This window comes from Pseudomonas sp. ITEM 17296, from assembly GCF_028895205.1.
GTDB lineage: Bacteria > Pseudomonadota > Gammaproteobacteria > Pseudomonadales > Pseudomonadaceae > Aquipseudomonas > Aquipseudomonas kermanshahensis.
In genome coordinates this window covers 1-16,810 of sequence record NZ_WJRS01000003.1, presented here as the reverse complement: position 1 = coordinate 16,810, position 16,810 = coordinate 1, and the positions used below count along the sequence as shown (strand labels likewise).

The window sequence follows — 16,810 nt, the reverse complement described above, 5'->3', positions numbered from 1 at the left end:
GAGAATGCTATGAAAAAACTTAAAATCGTCACCGTTGTAGGCACGCGTCCCGAAATCATTCGTTTGTCCAGGGTCCTGAGCGCGCTAGACGAACATTGCGAGCACGTACTGGTGCATACCGGCCAGAACTATGACTACGAGCTGAACGAGATCTTTTTCCAGGATCTGGGTATTCGCAAGCCCGATCACTTCCTGAATGCCGCGGGCGCTTCGGGTGCAGAAACCATTGGCAATGTGATCATTGCGGTGGACCGTGTGCTCGCTGAAGTGAACCCTGAAGCGCTGTTGGTGCTGGGCGATACCAACAGCTGCATGGCTGTGATTTCGGCCAAGCGACGCAAGATTCCGACGTTCCACATGGAAGCCGGCAACCGTTGCTTCGACATGCGCGTGCCCGAGGAAATCAACCGCCGCATCGTTGACCATACCGCTGACATCAATCTCACTTACAGCACCATCGCCCGGGACTACCTGCTTTGCGAAGGCTTGCCAGCAGATCGCGTGATCAAGACCGGCAGTCCAATGTTTGAAGTCCTCAATCATTATCGTGACGGTATCGAGGCGTCCGATGTGCTGGAGCGGCTTGGGCTCGAGGCTGGCAAGTTCTTTGTCGTCAGCGCTCACCGTGAAGAAAACATCGATTCCGACAAGAACTTCATGAAATTGGTCGACACGCTCAATACGGTAGCCGAGCAATTCGATCTGCCGGTCATCGTCTCGACGCATCCCCGTACCCAGAAACGGGTCGATGCCATGGGGGTCACCTTCCACGCTAATGTACGCCTGCTCAAACCGCTGGGCTTCAAGGACTACAACAAGCTGCAGTTGACCTCCAAGGCTGTGCTTTCCGACAGCGGCACGATCAACGAAGAAGCGTCGATTCTTAACTTCCCAGCGTTGAATATCCGCGAAGCGCATGAGCGCCCCGAAGGGATGGAAGAAGCCGCAGCGATGATGGTCGGTCTCGATTGCGAGCGTGTTTTGCAGGGGCTTAATATCCTTGAGAGCCAACTGCGGGGCGATCAGCGTAGCCTGCGACTGGTCGCCGACTACAGCATGCCGAACGTGTCGGACAAGGTGGTGCGTATCGTCCACAGTTATACGGACTATGTGAACCGTACGGTCTGGAAGCGGTACTGATTCTGTGGAAGGGATATCGCAAAAAAAACTGAAGGTTCTAGTCGTTACCCAGTACTTCTGGCCGGAGAACATGCGGGTCAATGACCTGGTGCGCGACTTCGTCGAAAAGGGGCACGAAGTCACGGTACTCACCGGGTGGCCAAACTACCCCGAAGGGACGGTTTTTCAGGACTTCAAAGATAACCCTGGGCGCTTCGCCAACTATGAAGGGGCTGAGGTCGTAAGGGTGCCGTTGGTGCCACGCGGCAAGCGCGCCATCCAATTGGTCCTCAATTACCTCTCATTTCTGGTCTGTGCCTCTGTGCTGGGTGCCTTCAAGCTGAGGCGCCGGCGTTTTGATGCGGTGTTTGTTTACGCGGTGTCGCCTATTCTTTCCGCAATACCTGCGGTTGTGATAGGGCGCCTTAAGCGTGCCCCGGTTTTTGTCTGGGTGCTCGATTTGTGGCCAGAAACGTTGCGCGCTGTGAATGTCATCCATAGCCCGAAGTTGTTGGGGCTGGTTGGAAAAGTAGTCTCGTGGATCTACAACCGCACTGACTATTTGCTGCTGCAGTCACATGGTTTTTTCGACAACGTACGTCGCTATTGCACCAAACCTATCGATGCCGAGCGCCTGGTGTATTTCCCCAGTTGGGCTGAGGATGATTTCTCGGCTAAAACCGTGGAACCTTCAGCGCTAATAGAGCGTGATGAGTCGGTGTTTACCGTGGTGTTTGCCGGTAACGTTGGCGAGGCGCAGGACTTCCCCGCGATTCTCGATGCTGCAGAGGCGCTGCGTGGAACGGTTGCCGTGCGCTGGGTCATCGTCGGTGATGGCCGCATGAGCGGCTGGCTCGAGGAACAGGTGCGCAGCCGATCGCTGGATAACGTGCTGCTGCTTGGCAGGCATCCGCTGGAAGCGATGCCGCCACTGTTCGCTCAGGCCGATGCATTGTTGGTGTCCCTGCGGACCAATGATGTTTTCGAGAAGACCATTCCTGGAAAAGTTCAGGCTTACTTGGCATCCGGGCGGCCGGTTCTTGGCATGATCAATGGCGAGGCGGCACGCGTTATCGAAGCCTCGGGTGCAGGTTTTGCGTGTGAGTCCGGCAGTGGCACGGGGTTGGCTACGATTACCGGCCGCTTGGCAGCTCTGCCCGCAGTACAGCGGCAGCAAATGGGGGAGGCAGGGCGACGATACTATGAGCAGGAATTCGCCAAGCCAGCACTGTTGACGCGCCTTGAACAGCTCTTCAGCAATGCCACATTGAGAAGGTCAGGACGATGAGTCATAAGGTTTTTCTCACCGGAGCCAGCGGCTTTGTGGGAAGTGCAGTACTGCGACGGTTGTTGGCTGACGGTGAGCATGTGATTGCCGCTGTTCGTCGCGGCAGTGGTGCGCTGTCATCACCCGTGCGAACGGTCGCCTTCGAGTCGTTCGAGGATGACAACGCGTGGGAAGGGGCGCTTACCGAATGCGACGTAGTGGTGCATAGCGCTGCTCGTGTTCATGTGATGAATGACACTGAAGTCGACCCACTGGCTGCGTTTCGTCGTGTCAATGTGGAGGGGACGCTTGCGCTGGCCCGCCAGGCCATTGCAGCTGGGGTCAAGCGGTTCGTATTCATCAGTTCGATCAAGGTCAACGGTGAAGAGACCCAGCCAGGCAAGCCTTACACGGCTGATGACCTGCCGCAGCCGCAAGATCCTTACGGCGTCTCCAAAATGGAAGCCGAGGTCGGGTTGCAGAAGCTAGCGCAACAATCTGGCCTGGAAGTAGTGATCATTCGCCCTGTATTGGTATACGGCCCGGGGGTGAAAGCCAACTTCCTGAACATGATGCGTTGGCTCGATCGAGGCATACCGTTGCCATTCGGAGCGATCGATAACCGTCGCAGCCTGGTTGCTTTGGAGAACCTTGTTGATCTGGTCGTAACGTGCATAGACCACCCGGCTGCCGCGAATCAAACCTTCCTGGTCAGTGACGGCGAAGACTTGTCCACTACCGCATTGCTGCGTCGCATGGCGCAGGCACTTGGCAAAAGCGCCCGGCTGCTGCCGGTGCCTGCGTGGATGCTGACTGCAGGTGCCAAGGCCCTGGGCAAGGGAGGGTTGTCTCGAAGGCTGTGTGGATCATTGCAGGTGGATACTGGCAAAACTCGCAATTTGCTCGATTGGCATCCGCCAGTGAAGGTGGATGCGGCGCTTCTGGCCGTTGCCAGGCACTATCAGGAAAACGATAAGAAATGATGCTTTTGTGGTGTCTTCCAGCAGTATTGATCCTGTCACTGCTGCTCACTGCCGGTTTGCGCCGTTACGCATTGGCGAGAAGTGTCATCGATATTCCGAATGCGCGCAGTTCCCATACGGTACCGACGCCCAGAGGCGGCGGCGTGGCCATCGTGCTGACGTTTTTGCTGGTTGTCGTTGGGCTGATGCTGTTGGGGGTAGGTCAACTGAGCGTGCTTGTTGCGCTTGCAGGTGGCGGTGGTTTGATCGCGGTCATTGGCTTCATGGATGATCATGGGCATATTGCAGCGCGTTGGAGGCTGTTGGGGCATTTTCTTGCCGCTGCTTGGATGCTGGGCTGGATGGGCGGACTTCCACCCTTGCCACTGTTCGGCTGGTCGTTGGACCTCGGCTGGTTGGGCGGCTTGCTTGCTGCTGTCTATCTAGTGTGGTTGCTCAACCTGTATAACTTCATGGATGGCATTGACGGTATCGCAAGCGTGGAAGCTATCACCGCTTGCCTGAGCGCCGCGTGGCTATACTGGCTTGCAGGGTTCGATACCGCCGCTGTGCTTCCTTTGCTGCTCGCCGCCGCCGTAGCGGGTTTTCTGTTCTGGAACTTCCCGCCCGCGAAAATCTTCATGGGTGATGCAGGCAGCGGATTCATAGGTATCGTGTTGGGAGGGCTATCGCTTCAGGCCGCCTGGACATCACCCCCTATGTTCTGGTGTTGGTTGATACTGCTCGGTGTGTTCATCGTGGATGCAACCTACACCCTGGTCAGGCGGTTGCTGCGCGGTGACAAGGTCTATGAGGCCCACCGAAGCCATGCCTACCAGTTTGCTTCGCGCCACTACGGTAAGCATCTGCCAGTAACCTTGACCGTTGCTGCTATCAATCTCTGCTGGTTGCTGCCCATCGCCTTTTGCGTGGTGCATTTCGGGCTGGATGGCGCACTTGGCGTTATTCTGGCCTACGTACCCCTGGTGGTGTTGGCCATGAGGTTTCGTGCAGGCGAATTGGAAGATCGGTTGTAGCGTTATGTTGCAGACGCAGTGTAAGGGTCTGTGAGGAAAGCCCTCAGAGGAATTATGGATAAGGTGCGTAGAAAACTACTGGCTCTACCGCGAAGGCATAAGCGGCTGCTTCAGGTGCTGACGGATATCGTACTGATATGGGTCGCCTTGTGGCTGGCCTTTGTGGTCCGCCTCGGTATCGATGAACTGGCAAACCCGATCATCGATCACACTTGGTTGTTCCTGTGCGCGCCGGTAGTGTCGATCCCGCTTTTCATTCGCTTCGGGCTGTATCGCGCGGTGATGCGTTATTTTGGTAACGACGCACTGATCGCGATCATCAAGGCGGTCACGCTGTCTGCGCTGATCCTCGGCTTCATCATCTATTGGTCCAGCAACCATCAGAACGTAGTGCCGCGTTCCATCACCTTCAACTACTGGTGGTTGAGCCTGATCATGGTCGGTGGCCTGCGGCTCGCCATGCGCCAGTACTTCCTGGGTGACTGGTTTGCTGCCGCCGTCCAGCACGTACCGTTCGCTCAACGAGACGATGGCCTGCCACGGGTGGCAATCTACGGGGCCGGCGCCGCCGGTAACCAATTGGCAACGGCGCTGCGCATGGACAAAGCCATGCGGCCGGTGGCATTCATCGACGATGATCCGAGCATTACCGACCGTGTGATCGCGGGTTTGCAAGTGTATCGCCCAGAGCAACTGCAGCAGTTGATCGACGATACCGGCGCCCAGGAAATCCTGCTGGCACTGCCGTCATCGACCCGCACCCGCCGTCGGGAGATCCTTAACTTCCTCGAAGACTTCCCGCTGCATGTGCGCAGTGTGCCCAGCTTCATCGACCTGGCGAGCGGCAAGGTCAAGGTGGATGATATTCAGGAAGTGGACATTGCCGACCTGTTGGGCCGTGACCCGGTGCCCGCACAAAGCGACCTGCTTGAGCGTTGCATTGCTGAGCAAACCGTGTTGGTCACCGGTGCCGGTGGCTCGATCGGCTCCGAGCTGTGCAGGCAAATTCTTTCCCAGTCCCCGAAAACGCTGCTGCTGTTCGATCACAGCGAATTCAACCTCTACAGCATTCTTTCTGAACTGGAACAGCGCATTGCCCGTGAGTCGCTGTCTGTTTGCCTGCTGCCGATCCTGGGTTCGGTACGTAACCAGGCGCAGATGCTCGACATCATGAAAACCTGGCGGGTCGATACGGTTTACCATGCTGCGGCCTACAAGCATGTACCGATGGTCGAGCACAATATCAGCGAAGGCCTGCTGAACAACGTCATTGGTACCTTGCACACCGCGCAAGCAGCATTGCAGGCAGGGGTCGCCAACTTTGTGCTGATTTCGACCGACAAGGCGGTACGCCCGACCAACGTGATGGGCAGTACCAAGCGCCTTGCCGAGATGACCCTGCAGGCCTTGAGCCGCGAGTTGGCGCCCGTGCTGTTTGGCGATGGGGGCAATGTTTCGCAGGTCAACAAAACCCGCTTCACCATGGTCCGTTTCGGCAACGTGCTGGGCTCATCGGGCTCGGTAATCCCGCTGTTCCATAAGCAGATCAAGGCCGGCGGCCCGCTGACCGTTACCCATCCGAAAATCACCCGCTACTTCATGACCATTCCCGAAGCCGCGCAGTTGGTGATCCAGGCGGGCTCGATGGGCAAGGGCGGGGATGTGTTCGTGCTCGACATGGGCGAGCCGGTGCGGATTGTCGAGTTGGCCGAGAAGATGATCCACCTGTCCGGTTTCAGCGTCCGCTCCGAACGCAACCCCATGGGTGACATCGCTATCGAGTTCACCGGGTTGCGGCCGGGCGAGAAGCTTTACGAAGAGCTGTTGATCGGTGACAACGTGCTAGCGACCCGCCATCCAATGATCATGAGTGCCAGTGAAGATTTCCTGACCTGGGAAGAGCTCAAGGACGCGTTGAGCCAGTTGCTGGGCGCAGCAGCTGCAGATGATTTTGTTCGCGTGCGTCAGTTGCTGCGTGAGACCGTTATCGGCTATGCCCCGGAAGGGGAGATCGTCGACTGGATTTATCAGCAGCGGCGCTTGGATCGGTAAGCATCCTCTGTGACACAAGGCCGCTCCTTATAGCAGCGGCCTGTTCTACACAATAAGCAGTGCCAGCCATGAGGGCCGCAATGGCCCTCATTAGAGCGGGGCAGCACAACCGCCCAGCGTTTATGTGAAACCCGCAGCACCCCAGGGTTTTCCCCACCCCCCCAACCCGCGTATCATCCCCTCACACAAATCTGAATATCCCCACGCCTGCTTCAGACCAAAGGTCTTGCGTTCCCAGCGTGCATAGCAGCTTCAGATAACCAGACGATCATCAGTGTCATAAAACGACCTGCCAGATTCATGGCCAGGCCAGGCATGCCGGCTGTCCGACGGATGGGACGGTGCCCGATGAGATTTGAAGGAATAGGTTTTGATTAAGCGTAGAAAGGTTGCAATCGTTGGCTGTTCGTACCGCTTCCCTGGATCTTCCAATGCCAGCTTCTGGCAAAACCTGATGGAGGGGCGCGACCTGGTCACCCAGGTCGACCCTTCTCGGTGGGAGAAATCTGAGTTTCTGCACCCGGACAAGGCCAACCCTGCGACCAGCTACACCTTCGCCGCGGGCACTTTGGGCGACATCAGCGCGTTCGACGCGGGGTTCTTCAATATTTCGCCGCGTGAAGCGGGGATGATGGACCCCCAGCAGCGCATGCTGCTGGAAATGTGCTGGGAAACCTTCGAAAACGCCGGGGTCAAGCCGTCGAGCCTGCGCGGCAGCAACTGTGGCGTGTACCTGGGCATCGCCGGTGTCGAGCAGTCCTACCGGCTGGTCGAAGACCTGGCGTCGATTGATGGTGCAACCGCCACCGGCAACACCATGAGCATTGCCGCCAACCGCCTGTCGTTCTTCTACGACCTGCGTGGGCCGAGCATGGCCATCGACACCGCCTGTTCCTCTTCGCTGGTGGCCTTCCACCAGGCGTGCCAGGCCATCCTCAGCGGTGATGTCGACCAGGCGCTGACCGGCGGCATCAGCCTGCACATGCACCCGTTCGGCTTCATGATCTTTGCCAAGGCAACCATGTTGTCGCGCACCGGGCGCTGCCAGTCGTTCGATGAGAATGGCGATGGCTATGCGCGTTCGGAAGGCGGTGGGTTGTTCCTGCTCAAGGACTACGACCAGGCCGTGGCCGATGGCAATACGATTTTGGCCGTGGTCGCGGCCAGTGCGGTGAACACCGACGGGCGCAAGTCCAGCCTGACCCTGCCCAACGCCGAAGCCCAGGCCGCGCTGCTCAAGCAGACCTACGCCAAGGCGGGCATCAGCCCCGACCAGCTCGATTACCTGGAAGCCCATGGTACCGGTACCTCTGTCGGTGACCCGATCGAAACCCGTGCCATCGGCGAAGCACTGGCCCAGGCGCGTGGCAATGGCAACCCGTTGCCGATCGGCTCGGTCAAAAGCAACCTTGGCCACCTGGAAGCCGCGTCCGGTGTGGCGGGCCTGATGAAGGCGCTCAACTGCCTGACCGAACGCACCGTGCCGGCCACCATCGGGGTCAAGGCGCTTAACCCGAATATCGCGTTCGGCGACCTGAACCTGCAGGTGGTCACCGAGCCGCTGCCGCTCAAGCCTGAAGGCCAACTGACGGTCGGCGTCAACTCGTTCGGCTTTGGCGGTGCCAACGCGCACGTCATCCTGCAGAGCCCCGAGCCGCAGGCTGCGCCGGCTAAAGCTGCCGAGGCGCGACGCGTACCGCTGCTGCTCAGCGGCAAGACCGAACAAGGCCTGCGCGCCACCGCCGAGCGCTTTGCCGCGTACCTGGCCGCCCACCCCGAGCTGGATTATTACGACGTGGCCTATCAGGCCATGTACCGCCGGGACGCGCACAGCCATCGCCTGCTGCTGGTCAGCGACAATGCCGCCGAAGCCGCCCAGGCCCTGGACGACTATGCCCAGGACCCAACCCTCAGTGAACTGAGCGCGGTGCTCGAAGCCGGCCAGGCACTGGAAGCCGCCTCGGCGCCAGTGTTCGTCTACTCCGGTAACGGCTCGCAGTGGCAAGGCATGGGCCGGGCGATGCTCGGTCAACCGCTGTTTGCTGCTGCGGTCGATGAAGTAGATGCGTTGTTCCAACCGCTGGCGGGCTATTCGTTGCGCGCCGAGCTGCTGGGTGACAACGGCGAAGGCCGTTATGCCCGCACCGAAATCGCCCAGCCGGCGCTGTTTGCCTTGCAAGTGGCGGTGACCCGTGTGCTGGCCGCCGAAGGCATCCACCCTGTCGCGGTGATCGGCCATAGCGTCGGCGAAGTGGCCGCGGCCTGGGCCAGTGGTGCCCTGAGCCTGGAAGACGCCACCCAAGTCATCTTCCACCGCAGCCGCCTGCAAGGGCTGACCCGCGGTACCGGGCAGATGACCGCCGTGGGGCTGTCGGGTGAAGCCGCTGGCGAGCTGATCACTGAACTGAAGCTGGACGGCCGCCTGGTCGTCGCCGGTGAAAACAGTGCCCGTGGCGCCACCCTGGCAGGTGAGGTCGACGCCCTGACGCTGCTGGAAGAAACCCTTGCCGAGCGCCAGGTGTTCGCCCGCCGCCTGGACCTGGACTACGCCTTCCACTCGCCTGCAATGAACCCGATTGAACAGGCCGTCATCGACGACCTGGCGCACATCCGCCCGCGCGCCACGCAGATCCCGTTCTACTCCACGGTGGTCGGCGGCGAGCTGGAGGGCGAGCGCCTGGGCAACCACTACTGGTGGCAGAACATCCGCTTCCCGGTGCTGTTCCAGGGCGCCTTGGACGCGCTGGTGCGCAACGGCCATAACCTGTTCGTCGAGATCGGCCCGCACGCGATTCTGCGCAGCTACGTCACCGATGTGCTGAACCAGTGCGAGCAGCCTGGCCAAGTGGTCGGCACGCTCAAGCGCAACGACCACAGCCCGCTGCTGCTGGAACGCACCGTGGCCCGCCTGCTGATTGCCGGCGTCGAGCCGCAGTGGGCAACGCGCTTCCCGGTTGCCGGGCGCCAGGTACGCCTGCCGAACTATGCCTGGCAGCGTGATCACTTCAGCTTGCCGGTGAGTGCCGAGTCGCACAGCCCCTTGAACCGCAAGCGCGTGCACCCGTTGCTGGGTTACCCCGTCGTCGACCAGCCGCTGACCTGGGAAAACCGCCTGGACACGCAACTGTTCCCGACCCTGGCCGACCACAAAGTGGGCGAGTCGGTGCTGTTCCCCGGTGCTGGTTTCACCGAGTTGGCCCTGGCGGCGGCGCAGTTGCACCAGCCAGGTGAGTTCGTTGACATCGAAGAGCTGGAAATCCACAACCCGCTGCTGCTGAGCAGCGAGGGCAGCAAAAAAGTCCGCGTGCACATCGAAGAGGCTGACGGCACGCTGCGCATCATTTCGCGCAACCTGGCGCAGCATGAAGACTGGGTGCAGCACGTGGTCGCGCGCCTGCCGGGCGAAGCCCGTGGCGTCATGCTGGACACCCGTGCGCCGGCGCTGCCACAGCGCCCGGCGGACTTCAGCGGCGAGCAGCACCTGGCTCTGACCTGTGCGGTCGGCCTGAACTACGGCCCGGCCTACCAGACCGTCGCCGCGGCTTGGGTAGAAGAAGAGCGGGTGCTGGCGCAACTGGCCGTCCCTGCCGCCATCGAGCACGAACTGGACACGCTGCACCTGCACCCGGCGCTGCTGGACGGTGCCTTCCAGCTGATTACCGAACTGCTGGCCAGCCGCCCGGGCCGCAACAACGGGCTGGCCTTCATCCCCGTCAAGCTGGGGCGTATCGCCTTCAGCACGGCAGGTGCTGTGCCGGTGCTGGCCGAAGTACGCCAGCGCAAGCGCACCGCGCATTCGCTGTTGGTTGATTTCACCCTGTTCGATGCCAGCGGCGCTGCCGTGCTGGCGATCAAGGATGCGCGCATGCGCGCCGTGCGCCTGCAGTACGACCGCAGTGGCGATATCAAGCGCCTCGGCCACGTCGGCCTGGCCGCACCGGGCAATGCCGTTGCCGTGCAACGCCACGCCGTGGCCGGTACGCCGGTGGCTGACGCGCTGCACAGCCTGGCCGACGAGCCGGCGCAGTTGCGTTACCTCAATGAAGTCGAACCGCTGCTGGATGTGCTGTGTGCCAGCTTTGTGCTCGACCTGGTCGAGCAGGCCGGTGGCCAGCTGAGCGCCGAACAGGTCGCGCTGTGGTCCCAGGGCCAGGGCGATTACCTGGCGACCCTGCTGCGCCACGCCGAGCAGGACGGCAATGTGCTGCGCAACGCCGATGGCAGCTGGCAGTTGGTCGACAGTGACGAACGCCCGTCGTCGGAGGCCATCTGGCAGGAATTGTTCCAGAGCTACCCCGAGTACTTCCAGATCATTCATTCGGTGGGGCGTATTGGCCGTCACCTGCCGACCTTGCTGACGGGCGAGCAAACGCTCGAAAGCCTGCTGCCGCGCGAAACCAGCGGTAGCAGCCTGGCGCGCCTGGTGCTCGGTGCGGCCGGCCAGCAGCGCCTGCTCACCGGTATCAGCCAAACCTTGGCCTTGCGCCTTGAGCAATTGCCGGCCGGGCAGCGCCTGCGTGTGCTGGAAATCGGCTTTGGCGGCGCATCGTTTGCCGAGCTGCTGTACGCAGGGCTCGACTTCGACCGCCTCGATTATGTCTACGCTGTGGCCGAGCCCGAGCTGCAGCAACGCCTGCATGACGATTGCCCTGCGCTGAGCGTGCTGAGCCTGGAGCAACTGGCCGACGCCGGCCGCTTTGACTGGGCACTGGTGCCGACCGACCTCGCCGCACTTGGCGCAGTGGGCGATGCCTTGCGCCAGGCCAGCGCGCAGCTCAACCCCCATGGCCAACTGGCGCTGCTGGGGCAATACCCGGCGCGTTGGGCTGATTTCGTCTTCGGTGGCGAGCCTGATTGGTGGCTGGCTGGCCCGCAGCACGCGCTTTCGCGTCAGCAGGCCCCGGCCTTCTGGAGCCATGAACTGCAACGCCACGGCCTTGGCCCGCTGCACACCGTCGATGCCTTGCCTGGCAGCGCGTGCGGTAGCTACGTGCTGCTGGCCGACAAGCCTGCGGGCGCTGTGCACGCCTCGGCAGAGGTGCCTGTGCAACACTGGGCGTTGCTTGCCGAAGCCGGGCAGGGCGCTGCCGAGTGCTTGGCCGCGCAACTGCGTGCCCAAGGCCAGCTCGTCAGCCTGCTGCTGCCTGGCGATGCGCAGGCGCTGGCAGCCCAGCTCAGCGCATTGGACCAGGCGCCAGCGCATGTGCTGCACCTGGCAGGCTTCGACAGCGCCGCCGGCCTAGACAGCCAGGCTGAGCGCTGCCTGCAGGCAGCCGCACTGGTACAGGCCTGCGAGGCCCTGGCGCTGGCGCCGCAATGCTGGCTGCTGACCCGTGGCGCTGCCGAACACCTGTACGGCACCGACACCGCCGCCGACGTCGCGGCCATCGCTGACGCGGCGTTCTGGGGCTTTGGCCGCACCCTGGCCAACGAATCGGTCAACTGCCGCATTCGCCTGCTGGACCTGGCCCACGCGGCACCGATCGACCACGTGCTGCCCTCGTTGCTGCACGCCGACAGCGAAACCGAGTTGGCGCTGGACGCCGAAGGCCGCCGCTATGTGCCGCGCCTGCGTGTATTGGCAGACCAGCCCGCCAGCGCCGACAGCGCAGCGCAGTGGGTGTGCCTGGGCTTCGACCTGCCTGGCCAGCTTCGTAACCTGCGTTGGGAGCTGCGCGAGCCGCGCCAACCGGCGGCGGACGAGCTGGACATCGCCGTACGGGCCACCGGCCTGAACTTCCGCGACGTGATGTTCGCCCTCGGCCTGCTGTCTGATGAGGCGATCGAGAACGGCTTCTCTGGCCCAACCCTGGGCTTCGAGTTTGCCGGTGTGGTGCAAGGCAAGGGCGCTGACGTGCTTGGCGATTTCGCCCCGGGCGACCGCGTGGTGGGCTTTGGCCCGTGCAGCTTCGCCAACCGCCTGGTGACCAACGCTAACGCCGTGGCACGCATCCCAGAGGGCATGTCGTTCGAAGCCGCAGCGACCATTCCGAGCACCTTCTTCACCGTGTACTACGCGCTGCACCACCTGGCACGCGTAGAGCCGGGCGAGAAAGTGCTGATCCACGGCGCGGCTGGCGGCGTGGGCATCGCCGCGATCCAGATCGCCAAGTGGCTGGGTGCCGAGATCCACGCCACCGCCGGCAGCGACGAGAAGCGCGACTTCCTGCGCCTGCTGGGCGTGGACAACGTCTACGACTCGCGTTCGCTGGCCTATGCCGACCAGGTGCTGGCCGCAACCGGCGGGCGTGGCGTCGATGTGGTGCTCAACTCGCTGGCGGGCGAGGCGATCAACCGCAACCTGCGTGTGCTGAAGCCGTTTGGCCGCTTCCTCGAACTGGGCAAGCGCGATTTCTACCAGAACACCCGTATTGGCTTGCGCCCGTTCCGCAACAACATCAGCTACTTCGGCATCGACGCCGACCAGCTGATGAGCGAACGCCCGCAACTGACCCGTCGCCTGTTCGCCGAAATGATGGCGCTGTTTGCCCAAGGCATCCTGCACCCGCTGCCATTCCGCGAGTTCGACGCCAACCAGGTGGTCGAAGCCTACCGCTACATGCAGCAGGCGCGGCAGATCGGCAAGGTCGTGATCACCTACGCCAACCCGATCGAACGCACGGTCGACACCCGCGAACAACCGCTGCGTAACGTGCAACTGGCAGCCGATGCCAGTTACCTGGTCACCGGTGGCCTGGGTGGCTTCGGCCTGCGCACGGCGCAATGGTTGATCGACAAGGGCGCCCGCCACCTGGTGCTGCTGGGCCGTCGTGGCCCGGCCAGTGCCGAGGCCCAGCCGCAGCTGGCGCTGTGGCAGGCTCAAGGTATCGATGTGCAGGCAGTGGCTTGCGATATCACGGATGCCGGCCAGCTGCGCGCGGTGTTCGAGCGCATCGCAGCCAGCCCATGGCCGCTGCGAGGCCTGGTGCATGCGGCGACAGTGATCGACGACAGCCTGATCCGCAACCTCGATGGCGACCAGCTGCGTCGCGTGCTTGAGCCCAAGGCCAAGGGCGCGCAGTACCTGCATGAACTGACCCAAGCGTTGCCGCTGGACTTCTTCGTGATGTTCTCGTCGGCCACCACCCTGTTCGGCAACCCCGGCCAGGCTAACTACGTCGCCGCCAACCACTGGCTCGAAGCCTTGGCGCGCCACCGTCGTGCCCAAGGGCTGGCGGCCACTGCAGTGCTGTGGGGCGCGATTGACGACGTCGGCTTCCTGGCCCGCAACAGCCAGATCAAGGATGCCCTGCAAAGCCGCATGGGCGGTGCTGCCCTGCGCGCCGAGGCGGCCCTGGCCCAGCTCGAAGCCATGCTGCTGAGCGGTGACAACGGCCAAGGCGTGCTCGAGCTGGACTTCAAAGCCCTGTCGCGCTTCCTGCCGACGGCCACCTCGCCACGCTTCAGCGAACTGGCCCGTGCCCACGGCGGTGACCAGGAAGACGACAACGGCGGTGAAGACATCCAGCGCATGCTGGCCGAGCTTGACGATGCCGAATTGCTCGAGCGCTTTGCCGAGATGCTCAAGCACGAGGTGTGCGAGATTCTGCGCCTGCCGCCCGCGCGCCTGGATGCACAGCGCCCGCTGCAGGAACTGGGGCTGGACTCGCTGATGAGTGTCGAGCTGGTGGTGGCGTTGGAAGAACGCTTCGGTATCCGCCTGCCGGTCATGGAACTCAGTGACAGTTCCAGCATCGATAAGCTCAGCGTGCGCTTGCTTGAGCTGTTGCGCGGTGAAGCCGGCACTGGCGAAGACCAGCTGGCGCAAAACGTGCTCGCCCGTCATGGCAGCGAACTCAGCGCCGAACAAGTGGCTGAACTGAATGCAGAACTGGCCGAGACCAGTGTGGCACCTAACCGATTGATTGACTAAGAGCTCAGATGACAGCCAAAACCCCGACCGGCCTTGGTGGCGACGCCAAGCAACGCCTGATCCAGCAAGCCCTTGCGCGGCGCCGTAACACAGGCGCCGAAGGCGCGGAAGGTGCCACCCTGGAGCAGGTGCAGCAGGCTGCATTGAAGGTGCCTGAAGCGTTTTACCGTTTCGACCAGCACCCGGGTTACCAGCACCTGCGGGTGATGCAACAAACCGCGCAGCGGCTGGGGCTGAGCAACCCGTTTTTCCGCTTGCACCAAGGCACCGCCGGCGCGCAGACCCAGATTGGCGAGCGTGAGTACCTGAACTTCGCCAGTTACAACTACCTGGGGTATTCCGGCCACCCCAACGTTGCCGAGGCGGCCAAGGCGGCGATCGACCGCTACGGCACCTCGGTGTCTGCCAGCCGCCCGGTCTCGGGTGATCGCCCGCTGCACCGTGAGCTGGAGCAGGGGTTGGCCAGGCTGTACGAGGTGGACGACGCCGTGGTGATGGTCAGCGGCCATGCTACCAACGTCACCACCATCGGCTACCTGTTCGGGCCGCGCGACCTGGTGGTGCATGACGAGCTGATTCACAACAGCGTCCTGCAGGGCATTCAGTTGTCCGGTGCACGGCGTTTGAGCTTTGCGCATAACGACTGGCAGGCGCTGGACCGCCTGTTGAGCGAGCAGCGCCAGCACTTCGAGCGGGTGCTGGTGGTGGTCGAAGGCATCTACAGCATGGACGGCGACTACCCTGAGTTGCCCCGGTTCGTCGACATCAAGCGCAAGCACAAAGCGTTTCTGATGGTGGATGAAGCGCATTCGCTGGGCGTGATGGGGGCCACGGGTAAAGGTATCCGTGAGCACTTTGGCCTGGCGGGTGATGACGTCGACATCTGGATGGGCACCTTGAGCAAGACCTTGGCCAGTTGCGGCGGGTATATCGCTGGCAGCACGGCGCTGATCGAGCACCTCAAGTTTCTGGCCCCGGGCTTTTTGTACAGCGTCGGCATGCCGCCGGCTGTCGCAGCGTCGGCCTTGGCGGCGTTGCAGCTGCTGGTGGCGGATAACGGGCGGGTTGCCCAGGTGCAGGCGCGGGGCGAGTTGTTCTTGCGCCTGGCGCGTGAAGCGGGCCTGGACACCGCCACCAGCACCGGGCTTGCGGTGATCCCGGTGATTACCGGCAGTTCGTTCAAGGCGGGGCGGTTGTCCAGTGCCTTGTTTGAGCGGGGCATCAATGCCCAGCCGATCGTCTACCCGGCCGTGCCGGAGCAGGCAGCGCGGGTGCGCTTTTTTGTCTCGTGCGAGCATACGCCCGAGCAGATCCAGCACACGGTGGCGGTGGTCGCTGAAGAGATGGCGCGGCTGGGGTGATGGGGTAAGGTCTGAGGGGCTGCTTGGCAGCCCTTTTGGCGTGCTATCAATGAGCCATCAATGATAGCTGGAATCTGGCCACTGCAAAGCGGCTAATCATATTAAATCGAAGCAAGAAAAGCCGAATTTACTTCGAGCGCTTTAGTGTTAAACATCTAAATAATTCCTCTTTAAAACGACGCACAAAAGTGTCTGTGTAAAGTTTGCGTAACGCCTGCAACTTTAAAAAATACGACTATCGTGATCATTAACCGGGCCACCCCCTGGGCCCGTCGTGTATCCGATGGAGTATTTATGAGCAGAGTGACTCTTGCTGCTGTTGTATCGGTGTGCGTCTGCGCCGTGCCAACCGTTTGCGATGCGACTTCTCACACTGCACCGGCTTTTGCGTTTGGCTTACAGGGAAGCTACACCGAACAGGAATTCACCGGGCACGGTAAAACCGACACGGAACATATGCCAGAAGGCGGCGCATTCATTAACTTCGGCAATAAAATGACGTCAACCGACGGGTTCATTTATCAGGCAGAGCTCAGCGGCCTCTATAGCAAGCACCAGAACCAGAAGGTCAAGGACGCGCAGGCCGACCTCGACTTGGGCTGGCGTATTGCGCTGGCTGAGCGCCATTCCGTCGACCTGCTGGTGGGCGGCGGTTACAAATGGAACCGCCTGCAGCCGAACAACCGCAAGTACGACATCGACCTCACCAACCGCACGCCTTTTGCCAAGGTGGCGCTGGGTTACAACTACCGGTTCAATACCGCGACCCTACGCTTCGAAGCTGGCGTGCGTAAGCTGATCAATGGTGATTCGCAATTGGAGATCCATGGCATCAGCAACGAGAAAGTGGATTTGAAAGACGGCACTCACCCATTTGCCGAAATGAGCCTGCTGTTTAATCAGGATGGCGTGGTGCCGGTGATTGCCTCGTTGTATTACAGCCGCTTTGAATATGAGTTGGACGGGCAGTTTGTAATGACCCCAACGGATACGCAGGTGCAGGATGAATACGGTATAAAACTTGGCGTCAGCTTTTAATCCTGCACACGCAAGGGCTTTCGTCACACGCAGCCCCTTGTAGGCTGCGAAGAGGCCAGTACTAGCACAATCAATCTTCGCTGCTGCCACTGGCGTCTTCG

The 16,810-nt window shown here is 61.5% G+C and carries 8 protein-coding genes; all 8 read left to right on the top strand.

Going from position 1 to position 16,810, the window contains the following annotated elements; translation table 11 throughout:
* Positions 1 to 9 precede the first annotated feature (9 nt).
* The 8 genes from wecB (at position 10) to GIB19_RS04465 (ending at position 16,709) form a co-directional block, all read left to right on the top strand.
* Positions 10 to 1,140, top strand: coding sequence for a non-hydrolyzing UDP-N-acetylglucosamine 2-epimerase (gene wecB, locus GIB19_RS04500; protein WP_274883854.1), 1,131 nt, complete (start codon positions 10 to 12; stop codon positions 1,138 to 1,140).
* 13 nt (positions 1,141 to 1,153) lie between these two features.
* Positions 1,154 to 2,407, top strand: a complete 1,254-nt coding sequence (locus GIB19_RS04495) for a glycosyltransferase family 4 protein (RefSeq protein ID WP_027595971.1) — start codon at positions 1,154 to 1,156, stop codon at positions 2,405 to 2,407.
* Positions 2,404 to 3,369 (top strand): UDP-glucose 4-epimerase family protein, encoded by a 966-nt coding sequence (locus tag GIB19_RS04490; RefSeq protein ID WP_274883852.1) that lies wholly within the window; start codon positions 2,404 to 2,406, stop codon positions 3,367 to 3,369. The genes GIB19_RS04495 and GIB19_RS04490 overlap by 4 nt, the downstream gene beginning before the upstream one ends.
* Complete coding sequence (locus GIB19_RS04485; protein ID WP_274883851.1) at positions 3,366 to 4,385, top strand: MraY family glycosyltransferase; 1,020 nt, start codon at positions 3,366 to 3,368, stop codon at positions 4,383 to 4,385. The genes GIB19_RS04490 and GIB19_RS04485 overlap by 4 nt, the downstream gene beginning before the upstream one ends.
* Positions 4,386 to 4,439: 54 nt before the next feature.
* The gene (locus tag GIB19_RS04480; RefSeq protein WP_274883850.1) at positions 4,440 to 6,437 is read left to right on the top strand and encodes a polysaccharide biosynthesis protein; all 1,998 of its coding nucleotides are present in this window, start codon (positions 4,440 to 4,442) and stop codon (positions 6,435 to 6,437) included.
* A 370-nt stretch (positions 6,438 to 6,807) separates the two neighbouring features.
* Positions 6,808 to 14,310 carry a type I polyketide synthase gene (locus GIB19_RS04475; protein WP_274883849.1) on the top strand — a complete coding sequence of 2,501 codons (7,503 nt, stop codon included), beginning with the start codon at positions 6,808 to 6,810 and terminating at the stop codon, positions 14,308 to 14,310.
* A gap of 8 nt (positions 14,311 to 14,318) precedes the next feature.
* A complete protein-coding gene (locus GIB19_RS04470; protein ID WP_274883848.1) occupies positions 14,319 to 15,671 on the top strand; it encodes an aminotransferase class I/II-fold pyridoxal phosphate-dependent enzyme in 1,353 nt (450 codons plus the stop codon).
* Positions 15,672 to 15,965: 294 nt separating this feature from the next.
* Positions 15,966 to 16,709: a hypothetical protein gene (locus tag GIB19_RS04465; RefSeq protein WP_274883847.1), complete on the top strand. Its 744-nt coding sequence runs from the start codon at positions 15,966 to 15,968 to the stop codon at positions 16,707 to 16,709.
* Positions 16,710 to 16,810 lie beyond the last annotated feature (101 nt).